Source organism: Mesobacillus maritimus, assembly GCF_019749255.1.
GTDB classification, from domain to species: Bacteria; Bacillota; Bacilli; order Bacillales; family Cytobacillaceae; genus Mesobacillus_B; species Mesobacillus_B maritimus_A.
The window spans coordinates 57432-67677 of the sequence record NZ_JACWFH010000029.1 but is presented as its reverse complement, the minus strand read 5'-3'; the positions used below and the strand labels follow the sequence as shown (position 1 = coordinate 67677).

General features: G+C 42.8%; 8 protein-coding genes and 2 other RNA genes. 3 read left to right on the top strand and 7 right to left on the bottom strand.

Annotation, left to right across the window (positions count from 1 at the left end; all coding sequences use genetic code 11):
• Positions 1-73: 73 nt before the first annotated feature.
• Positions 74-307 carry a twin-arginine translocase TatA/TatE family subunit gene (tatA, locus tag H0185_RS19085; RefSeq protein WP_221875084.1) on the top strand — a complete coding sequence of 78 codons (234 nt, stop codon included), beginning with the start codon at positions 74-76 and terminating at the stop codon, positions 305-307.
• A gap of 731 nt (positions 308-1038) precedes the next feature.
• Here the strand turns inward: tatA and ssrS (H0185_RS19080) are convergent.
• The 5 genes from ssrS (H0185_RS19080) to pxpB all read right to left on the bottom strand — a co-directional run bounded on the left by ssrS (H0185_RS19080) (position 1039) and on the right by pxpB (position 4011).
• Positions 1039-1235: non-coding RNA, 6S RNA (gene ssrS / locus H0185_RS19080), on the bottom strand.
• A 113-nt stretch (positions 1236-1348) separates the two neighbouring features.
• A non-coding RNA gene (gene ssrS / locus H0185_RS19075) (6S RNA) lies at positions 1349-1545 on the bottom strand.
• An 85-nt stretch (positions 1546-1630) separates the two neighbouring features.
• Positions 1631-2488, bottom strand: coding sequence for a 5-oxoprolinase subunit C family protein (locus tag H0185_RS19070; RefSeq protein ID WP_221875083.1), 858 nt, complete (start codon positions 2486-2488; stop codon positions 1631-1633).
• Positions 2472-3248 (bottom strand): LamB/YcsF family protein, encoded by a 777-nt coding sequence (locus H0185_RS19065; RefSeq protein WP_221875082.1) that lies wholly within the window; start codon positions 3246-3248, stop codon positions 2472-2474. The genes H0185_RS19070 and H0185_RS19065 overlap by 17 nt, the downstream gene beginning before the upstream one ends.
• On the bottom strand, positions 3238-4011 hold the full coding sequence (gene pxpB, locus H0185_RS19060) for a 5-oxoprolinase subunit PxpB (protein WP_221875081.1): 774 nt from the start codon (positions 4009-4011) through the stop codon (positions 3238-3240). Before pxpB ends, H0185_RS19065 begins: the two co-directional genes overlap by 11 nt.
• A gap of 202 nt (positions 4012-4213) precedes the next feature.
• Here pxpB and H0185_RS19055 point away from each other — a divergent pair, with 202 nt between their 5' ends.
• A complete protein-coding gene (locus H0185_RS19055; protein ID WP_221875080.1) occupies positions 4214-4390 on the top strand; it encodes a hypothetical protein in 177 nt (58 codons plus the stop codon).
• 148 nt (positions 4391-4538) lie between these two features.
• Entirely contained in the window at positions 4539-6275 is a 1737-nt protein-coding gene (locus tag H0185_RS19050; protein WP_221875079.1) for a DUF2207 domain-containing protein, read from the top strand.
• 77 nt (positions 6276-6352) lie between these two features.
• Here H0185_RS19050 and H0185_RS19045 read toward each other — a convergent pair whose 3' ends face one another.
• Both H0185_RS19045 and H0185_RS19040 read right to left on the bottom strand, forming a co-directional pair.
• Complete coding sequence (locus tag H0185_RS19045) at positions 6353-7009, bottom strand: hypothetical protein (RefSeq protein WP_221875078.1); 657 nt, start codon at positions 7007-7009, stop codon at positions 6353-6355.
• A 148-nt stretch (positions 7010-7157) separates the two neighbouring features.
• Complete coding sequence (locus tag H0185_RS19040) at positions 7158-10244, bottom strand: efflux RND transporter permease subunit (RefSeq protein ID WP_221875077.1); 3087 nt, start codon at positions 10242-10244, stop codon at positions 7158-7160.
• Positions 10245-10246 lie beyond the last annotated feature (2 nt).

The following is a 10246-nucleotide window of genomic DNA, read 5'->3' as shown; positions in this document are numbered from 1 at the left end:
GGGAAATTTTTAAACCCATGCAAGGCTAGTGAACAGGTGACAGGCACCACCCAGAATTTAGGAGGTTTATAAAATGCTACAGAATATAGGAATTCCAGGGCTTATTCTGATTCTCGTGATTGCTTTAATTATCTTTGGTCCTTCGAAGCTACCTGAGATTGGCCGGGCTTTCGGGAATACGTTAAAAGAGTTTAAAAAAGCAACTCACGACTTGGTAAATGGAAATGGGAATGACGAAGTGAAGCCGGCCGATGACAAAACACATCTTAAAGCGGTAGAGGCTTCACAAAGCAAAACTGGGAACTAAGAGAACTATCTAAGAGCGAGAGTGGGCGAAGCATTTTTAACAACAATGCTTAGGAAAACTGCCTAATAAAAGGAGTCTACCAGAAACAAGTTTTGGCGCCAAATGAGGAGGGAGCTCACTAGATGGTGACCACAAGTCCAATCAAACCAACAGAAAAAGAGAGTCTGACTAAAGTAAAAATAAACGCAAACAACTGCAAAAAATGTCTGTCCTGCCGCCTCTGCCCGAAACAAACAAGCAAGCCCTAAACACGATCTTTTGCTACATTTACTCTGTTTCATATCATTGGAGACGTATATCAACCAAGAAGAATCATTGACGCAACTGAGGAAGGTTTTTTAGCTGCTACAATGATTTAAATAAACCGGATTGCCTACAATCTTAGGCAGTCCGGTTTTTATGTGATGTCATTTTTTTGTATGATGAGCTTTTCTTATGGGTGATGTGATTTTTATTCTCCCTAAGGGGAATATATCGTCCCTTAGAGGGAATATATCGTCTCCTAAGGGGAATATAATTTGTTTTTCTAATAAATCCTTTAATTTTATTCTCCCTACGGGGAATAAAATATACCCCCACCTCTATAAATTCACAATTCTATCACGTAAAAACAAACATTTCTTGAAGAAAACTACCTCTTTTAGGTATAAAATCGTAAGAACACCCTTTTTATGCGTCCGGCTACACAAAAAAACCAGCTCCCGATAGGAAACTGGCTTGGTTTAAACATATGTACAGCCGCATTTGCCGTAATATTAGATAAGAAAGTTTTAAACCACCACTCCTCAAAGTGGGTGTTCGCAGAAACCATCCTGCCTGTCCTCTTTGTCGTATAGACGGAGGCTTGTCATTCCAGTTTCGATGTAAAACTCCCTATTACAGCTTAAAGGTTAAAACTTAAATACGATTACGCACAACGCAGCTTATGTTTATATATTACCTAATCCGGAACCATTATTCAATGGTAATATCTTGGTGTAGATCCCCTCAAGCTAAAAAATAAAAACCAGCCCCTCAACAGGACTGATTCATCTTACGGTATGTACAGCCGCATTTGCCGTAATATTAGATAAGAAAGTTTTAAACCACCACTCCTCAAAGTGGGTGTTCGCAGAAACCATCCTGCCTGTCCTCTTTGTCATATAGACGGAGGCTTGTCATTTCAGTTTCAATGTAAAACTCCCTATTACAGCTTAAAGGTTAAAACTTAAATACGATTACGCACAACGCAGCTTATGTTTATATATTACCTAAAACGCTCCCGATATTCAATGTAAATTCGTGGAAGTAGACTTAGTTTCGTTCATCAATTATCGACAGTTTCTACCGTCTCTTAAAACGGACTTCCCCGCCTCTTTTCAATTGAGCCACTTTCCAAAGATCTGCTTGGGCGATTTTCCCAATCGTAGCATAGCCGCCAATTGTTTGCGCATCAGCCATTAAAATAATCGGTTGCCCGCTATTTGGTACTTGAATGGTTCCAAACTGTGTTGCTTCGGAGAGAATATCACTTCCCTTGATAAACTCAAGCTGTGGTCCCTCAAGAAGGTATCCCATTCGATCGCCTGTTTTAAGGGTATAAGTCGACGTGAAGAACGTCTCCACTGCGTCTTTCGTAAACAAGTGTTCATGCGGACTCCGCCACACTTCTACTTCAACTTGTTGATCAAACTCTGGACGCTCCGAAAAACATAAACCAGTCTGAAACTTCCCCCGGTGGGCCCGGTTCCCATATAAAATCATCCCCTTTTTTAAAGGTGTCCCCAGCAAGCCTTTCGGATAAACAGACGCACTTCCCAGCAACATTTCCGAATAGAAGCCTCCCTCAGGCGTTAGATAAGCAATGCTCCCGTCTAACGGCCTGGCAAACCGTAAAACTTGACCACTGAAAACTAAAAAACTCTTCCAATTCGGAACAGGCTCCCCATCAAGCGTCGCTTCTAAATTAGCACCTGTCATGACGATTCGATGATCATGAAGCACCTCGAACTCCTGGCCACCTAAAAACAATTCTAACGAGGGAGAATTGGAGTTGTTCCCAAGAATATAGTGACCCAATTGATAGGATTTCAGATCCATTGCCCCTGAAACTGGAACCCCAAATCGTTGGTAGCCATGGCGTCCTCTATCTTGAATCGACCCATAGACACCCGCTTTTTTTACCTTAAAGAGTGGAATCATCTGGAGCACCTACATGAAGAACCTGAACTTTTTCTTTTGCTAGCGCATCTCGAATTAGCGCTGTGTGGTGAGCGACATTTTGACCATCACCGTGAAAGCAGATTGTATCAGCTTCCAAAGGAATCCAATTTCCTGTTGCCGTCTTTACCCTTTTGTTAAAAACAATCTCTCGAACCTGTTCAAGAATCTCTTCATATGTATGCAAAACGGCATTAGGCAATTGACGCGAAAGTAGTCTCCCTTCATCAGAATACCGACGATCCGCAAAGGCTTCCGAAGCTGTTTTTAACCCAAGTCTTTTCCCGGCATGAATGAATTCACTCTTACATAATCCAAATAATATCGCTTCTGTCGCGGCATCGCGAACGGCATTTGCAATAGCTTCTGCAACTTTTTGGTCAACAGCACCCAGATTATACAAAGCACCATGAGGCTTCACATGCTGAAGGGGGACGCCATGAATCTCACAAAATTGCCTTAACGCCCCAATCTGATAGACAACCATATTATAGATTTCTGAGGGTGTCATGGTTAACTCTCTACGTCCAAACCCTTGCAAATCTGGATATCCTGGATGAGCTCCGACAGCGACTCCGTGTTTCTTTGCCTTTTTTACCGTTGTTTGCATAACGTTAAAATCCCCTGCATGAAAGCCACAGGCAATGTTAGCGGAAGTAATATAGCGAAACAACTGCTCATCGTCACCAATTGTATAAGAACCGAAGCTTTCCCCTACGTCTGCATTAAAATCAATCTTCACGTAACACACTCCTTTTATCGGTTTGAATAAACCTCTGAATTGAATCAGAACCTTTGTCCAATTCCAATCTTATAGTTCGATATTCTGACATGGTAATTGGGTAAAATGCTAGCTGATCGCCTGCTTGAATGAAGAAAGGTTCTTCTCGCATTGGATGAAACAGGTCAAGCGGTGATTTCCCGATGATATTCCATCCACCCGGGCTGTCTAGGGGATAAATTCCCGTCTGGTGACCACCAATTCCGACCGCACCCTTTTCAACTTGAAGCCTTGGCGTATGAAGTCGTGGTGTTGCCAAACGTCCATCTAACTTTCCTAAATAAGGAAATCCTGGCAAAAACCCGATCATGTATACGGTATAGGTTGTGCCGCAATGCAAAGCAATCACTTCGTCTCTACTGAGGGTATTCTGTTTCATCACTCGTTCAATATCTAAACTGTATGGTTCCTCATAACAAACAGGAATCGTTATTTTCCGAGCAGACATTTTTTCCTCAATCTGCCTATAGTTCTTCCACTTCGACCTATATCGCTGGATGATTTCCTCCATCTCAGCTGGTTCTTTTTTAAAATAAACCGTTACGGTTTGGTAGCTTGGAACGATTTCCTCCAGTAGATAGTGGTTGTCCTTTTGAACCATTTCTGCAAACCTTAATACATCGTGATAGGTGTCTTGATCCACCTTTTCGTGGTCGCCAAATTTGAAAAGAATGCTTTTTTCACCCGTCACCATCGCTTGAGGTTGGATACGTTGACTACCCATATAACCACGTTCTTACCTCTACTTTTTGCGCCATTACAACACCCCTAACCAACTAAAAAATCAAAACGTATTTTTCTCTTTTATCGTACCTAATAATTAGAAAATTTCAAACAAAAGGTGATGGTATGGCTCTGTAATAATTGAATAAATGAGCAGCTTTTTATATACAATAAGCATACTAAACTCGAAAAGGGGGAAAAACATGCGAATTCATGATCCTCAGGGTGAAAAGAAGAACAAAGGAAAACCCAGTAAGATGGATGGGCAGGTACATGGGGGAATGATGGAGTCGGTGGATCAATTCGCTAACCTCATTTCTGGAGCTGTTAGCGGTGTTGGAGATAATCACGATGAGAATACAAAAAAGAAAAATTCCTAAACTATATGGCCTTCCCTGAGCGAACTGGGAAGGCCTTTTTTCGTGACATGTTCGTATGATTGGTGACTACTCCTTACCTATAAGCTGTGAAACTTTCCCAGTTGGTAGTTCGTACTATATTTATGGGAAAGAGGAAGGGCGTGTATAAATGAAGACATTGTGGCGTGTGACAATGACGCTGGTTTTTACCATCCTTGCAGTGCTATTTATATTCCCATTGCAGGGACTAGCAGTTGACTATTCTATTACTGATGTAAAAATTGATGCTTTTTTACAAGAGGACGGTAGTGTAAAGGTAAAAGAACATCATACCTACCGTTTTGAAGGGGAATTTAACGGAATCACCCGTGAGATATTTCCAAAAGAGGGCGCCCAAATTTCCGATTTCACGGCAACAGAAAACGGGAAAACATTAAAAGTGGAGCGGGAAGATTCTCTCTACAAAATCCACCGCGCTGGTGAGGATGAACAAATAACCGCTGTATTAGACTACACCATTAAAAACGGAATGGATGTCTACTCTGATGTGGCACAATTTTATTGGCCATTTTTCGATGATCGGAATGAATCAACCTATGAACAGCTTGTCATCACCGTACATCCACCTGAACAAACTTCAAACGTGATCAGCTTCGGGTATGATGAAGCGTTTGAAACCCAAAACTTACAAGGTGATGGTTCGGTAGTGTTCAACTTAGGCGAAGTTCCATCTGGCGAAAATGGCGACATTCGCGTTGCTTACGAGGCAAGCCTTTTCCCTAGCGCTACGGTAACAGCAGATAAACCTATGAGAGCGGAAATCCTCAAGGCTCACCAAGACCTTCTCGATCAGGCGGCTGCGCGAGCGGAAACAAGAGACAAATTATCCTCCATTGCCACCATCACCATTCCAACCTTAGTGATTATCCTGATTGCATTGATGGCTTTTACCTATATAAAGGGCCGGATGAAAAAGGCTGCAGTGGAACGTGAAATTAGTGATAGCTTTTTTGTCCCAGAGCAAATAATGAGTTTACCGGCAACGATTGTTTTTACGAATGGCGCAAGTTTGACAACACCTGAAACCATGGCGGCAGCATTAATGGATTTAGTTCGACTTGGGTATGTGACGAAAACATCGGATACTCAGTTTAAGTTGGAGCGTCTACCAGCTAATGCACACCCCCATGAACAAATGCTTGCTTCCCTTTTGTTTTATGAGGTGGGCAAAGACGGGTATTTCCGCTTCGAAGATCTCGCAAGTTATAGTGCAAAAGAATCAAATCATCAAACCTATCATGCAAAAGAACAATTATGGATGCAAACAGTTGCCTCAGAAATCAAACAACAAGGTTTATATGAAAAAAGCACTGGATACCGCTGGGGAATTGCAGTTGGTAGTCTATTGCTTGTCCCTCTGATTGTGTTGTTCGCGGTTTACGATTTATTCGGATGGTTTTTCTTAACCATTCTCTTATCGGTAACAGGGTTAGTTTATGCGATTTTTTATCATCCAAAATCTTGGAAAGGCTTGAAGCTAATCCTTGAATGGGGTGCTCTAAAGCAGCGGTTTGCACAATTAACAGAGCAAGAATGGCAAGCGCTTAGTACAGATGAACAAATGCGTGCTTATAGTTATGGAATCGGGATTAAGAACCGGGGCATTATTGAGAAAAATGAGGAACTTGTAAAATCATTTAAGTCCCCTTTGAATTACCAATTTAAAAGTGCTGGCGCTTATGCTCCTGCGGATATCACCACCTTCACCTATTTCGGACCAATGGCCGCTACATCGTTCCATGCAGCCAATGAAACAACGCAAAGTAGCCTTTCAAGCTCCTCTAGTTCAAGCATCGGAGGCGGCGGAGGTACAGGTGGCGGGGGCGGTGGGTCTGGTGCCTTCTAACGAATGAATGACAACAAAAGAGGGTGTCCCTTATCAACAAAGGGACACCCTCTTGGGTAGCTTTTAAATAAAACGAATTAACCTCTTCGTACATTTTCCTCGATGCGACTTTCCGAATTTACTGAAGTAATCTCACCGGAGATTCCCTGTCTCTTTAGTAGATCTACTATTTTATCAAGTTGGTCTCGCTCGGTGATTACAACATAATTTGGTTGGATGAACCTAAAATTTTTCACACGGAAGGTTAATTTATACCCATAATTCACACGATCATCCAGGCCGTAGAGCTCATGCCAACGTACGATTTCTTCAATTTTATACGAACTTATTTGCTTTGTAGCATAATATCGGCCATTCAGAATGATCCCATCTTGAAAAAGATATAAATTCCCCCGATGCGGGATCACGTTAATGATCGCAAAAAAGAAATACGCAATACTGAAAAAAGAAGATCCGAGCCAATCAGTAAACAAAACAATTCCCAGCAGAACAATCAATAATACAAGTGCCAATACACTTCCCCATTGTACATATCGGTAGGTTTTAGTCTCTTTCGTAAGGGGCTCCATTGCTTTCCACTCTGCAGGGATAAGCACACTAGCAAACTCGTCAGCGGTTTTCGGATAAAGTGCTTGTTGAGAGTTCTCTGCTGCCTTCTTTAAGTTGAGTTGATAGCGAATTAAATAATAAATCGCAAGGAGAAAAATACCAGTGAACAGCAAATCAAGAAACATCCATCCTTCCCTCCTCTCCAAAATGCTCCTGTAGCTACTATTATGACATACTACTCAAAACCCAAAAACCAATAAGTTCCAAAAGAGCGTACTGAAAAAGAGAAGTGTACAAAACACTTCTCTCCTATCAATACGACTTTTCACCGTTTTAAGCTTCTGCTTCTGCCTTTCGGCGTTTTTTTCTACGACCAGTAATCCAACCTGTTAAATCGTCAAACATCGTATAGATGACTGGTACAAGGAATAAGGTAAACAGCGTCGATACACTCAACCCAAAGATGATGGTAATCGCAAGTGGCTGTTGCATTTCCGCTCCTTCCCCTAATGCTAGCCCTAACGGAATCATCGCCAACACCGTGGTTAACGTCGTCATTAAGATAGGGCGCAACCTGCTGCGACCAGCCTCAATAATCGCCTCATTTCGCTCCATTCCACGACCTCTGAGAATGTTGATATAGTCAACCAAGACAATGGAGTTATTAACAACAATCCCAGCCAACATGATAATTCCAATGAATCCTGGGACACTTAACGGTACACCCGCAATAAACAACCCTCCAAGCACACCAATGACCGAAGTAGGCAAGGCGAACATGATGATAAACGGGTAGAGGAAATTCTCAAATTGGACAGCCATAACGGCGTATACCAAGAAGATTGAGAAGACCAAGGCAACAGCTAGGTCAACGAAGGCTTCTTGCATATCTGCAGCCTCCCCACCTATCGTAAAGCTATATCCTTCAGGGAAATTCATCGCCTCCAATCTAGACTCAATATCCGCGGAAATTCCACCTAAATCGCGACCAGTAATGCCCGTAGTCACATTCATTTGTGCCTGTTGATTCTGCCTATGTAGCGCGACTGGCCCTTGTGTCTCACTAAACTCTGCCAGCTCATCTAAAGGCAGCACCGTACCAGTAGAAGTTTGAATTTTCATATCATGAAGATGATTGATGGTACTTCTTGCGTCTTCTGGATACACAAGGACCACGTTCATCTCTTGACCTTCCTCACGATAGCGCGTCGCCGTTTGCCCCATAAAGTTCATTTGAACTTGACTCATAATCTGTTCCTGGGTTAACCCATACGCAGCCGCTTTTCCTTCATCAATCTGGATGCTCATCTGCGGTACACCTTCTGATGCACCCGTTGTCGGGTTCGAAACTCCATCAATTGTAGAAATCTCGGCTACCACTTGGGTCGCAAGCTCACGCAACACTTCATGTTCAGGTCCATTCAATTGAATTTGAATCGGGTCCCCCATGCTCAGACCAGCATCCATTGAGCTTGCTGCAATTTCTGCACCAGGAATGGATTGCAGTTTTTCATTCATTTCGTGCATGATCTCTTTTGTTGACCGATCTCTTTCGGATACAGGAACAAGCTGAAGCGTATAGCTTGCTTCGTTAGCTGAGCTCGGTCCCATCATCCCTACGCCACCATTGCTGACGGTGACATAGCTAACTTCAATCACATCATCATATTGTGCAATCGTTTCATTCACCTTTTCGACAATACCTAGCATATAGTCCGAATTCGTGCCCGCCTGGGTCTCAACGGTAATTTGAGCCTGACCTTGGTCAGCTGCAGGCATGAGCTCGGCACCTATCACAGGAATTAATGCTAAGCTTCCGGCAATCGCTAAAATCGTAATCAGCACAGTTGTTTTTCTGAACTTCAAGACTCGTTTTAACCCACCGCTATATCTTGTACGGACCTTATCAAGAAACGTGTCAAACCAATATCGACGCCCATCCCTCTCGATTGCTTTTGACAGTAGTTTCGACGAGAGCATTGGGACTAACGTAATCGCAACCACAAGCGAAGCTACTAACGAGAAGGCGACCGCTAAGCCAAGCGGCATAAATAAATCAGAAGCAATTCCTTCAACAAACACCATTGGTAAAAAGACAACGATCGTCGTGGTCGTTGACGCAATCACCGCTGGTGCCAATTCTGAAGCTCCTTTAATTGCCGCTTCTTTTAAACGATACCCCTGCTTACGATAAGAATAGATGTTTTCTAAAATCACAATCGAGCTGTCGACCATCATCCCAATTCCAAGTGCTAATCCACCTAGTGTCAGGACATTTAGTGTTTGACCCGTAAAATACATCAACGCAAAGGTTGAAATCAAAGCAATCGGGATGGAAAGACCAATAACGAGTGTTGCTCGGATGCTGTTTAAAAATAACAACAAGACAAAGACAGAAATAACTCCACCAATCAGGATATTTTGAATCACCGAATCGATACTCATCGTGATAAACTCTGATGTATCAATCAGGACTTCCAATTCAACCTCGGAGCCTAGCTCTGCTTTTAACTCCTCGAGGCTATCCTGAATATTCCCAGCAACCTCCACCGTGTTGGCATCGGTTTGCTTCATCATTGATAAAACGAGAGAATGCTCACCATTCACAAAGGCAGTTGAGGTGAAAGCATTGAATGTGTCATGGACTTCAGCAACATCTTTAAGAAGTATGGTGGCTCCTGCTGGTGTTTGGATGATACTTTCACCAATTTCATCAACAGACTCAAATTCACCCGTCACCCTGAGTTGAAGATTTTGATTTCCCTTTTCAATCGTACCAACCGAACCTGATTGGTTTGTACTGTTAAGGGCTTGAACGATCGATTGCGGATTAATCCCATATTGTTGCAGTTTAGCCTGACTTAGTTCAAGCTGAATTTCACGTTCCTTTGCACCCTCCACTGTTACAGATGCGACGCCACCCTGACGCTCGATAAAAGGAACCACTTGCTCATTGGCAATTTCCGTTAACTTTACCGGATCCTTGCCTGTTAAGCCCACATACATGACCGGCATGGCTTCTGGACTAAACCGTAAAATCGTTGGATCCCCTGCTTGTTCAGGAAGCATGGCCTTCACTTGGTCCACTTTTTCTCTAACATCAAGCAGTGCCTGATCTAAATCTACGTCATTTTTAAACATCATCACCACAAGCGATGACCCCGCCTGTGATTGAGATTGAAGCGTATCAATTCCTTCAACGGTACTGACAGCTCCTTCAATACTGCGACTAATTAAATTCTCGACATCCTCTGGCGCAGCATCCTGATAACTGGTGGCGACAACCGCTATTGGTAGATCAATTTTAGGAAAAAGATCCACTGCAAGGTTTCGAACTGAGACAATGCCGAGGGCAATGATTGCAAGCACGATCATGATCACGCCGACAGGACGTTTGACGGATGTATTGACAAGTTTCAAAG

Coding starts and splice junctions, on each gene's coding strand:
- tatA (WP_221875084.1), top strand. CDS start 74: ATGCTACAGAATATAGGAATTCCAGGGCTTATTCTGATTCTCGTGATT.
- H0185_RS19070 (WP_221875083.1), bottom strand. CDS start 2,488: ATGATTCCACTCTTTAAGGTAAAAAAAGCGGGTGTCTATGGGTCGATT.
- H0185_RS19055 (WP_221875080.1), top strand. CDS start 4,214: ATGCGAATTCATGATCCTCAGGGTGAAAAGAAGAACAAAGGAAAACCC.
- H0185_RS19045 (WP_221875078.1), bottom strand. CDS start 7,009: ATGTTTCTTGATTTGCTGTTCACTGGTATTTTTCTCCTTGCGATTTAT.
- H0185_RS19050 (WP_221875079.1), top strand. CDS start 4,539: ATGAAGACATTGTGGCGTGTGACAATGACGCTGGTTTTTACCATCCTT.
- pxpB (WP_221875081.1), bottom strand. CDS start 4,011: ATGGGTAGTCAACGTATCCAACCTCAAGCGATGGTGACGGGTGAAAAA.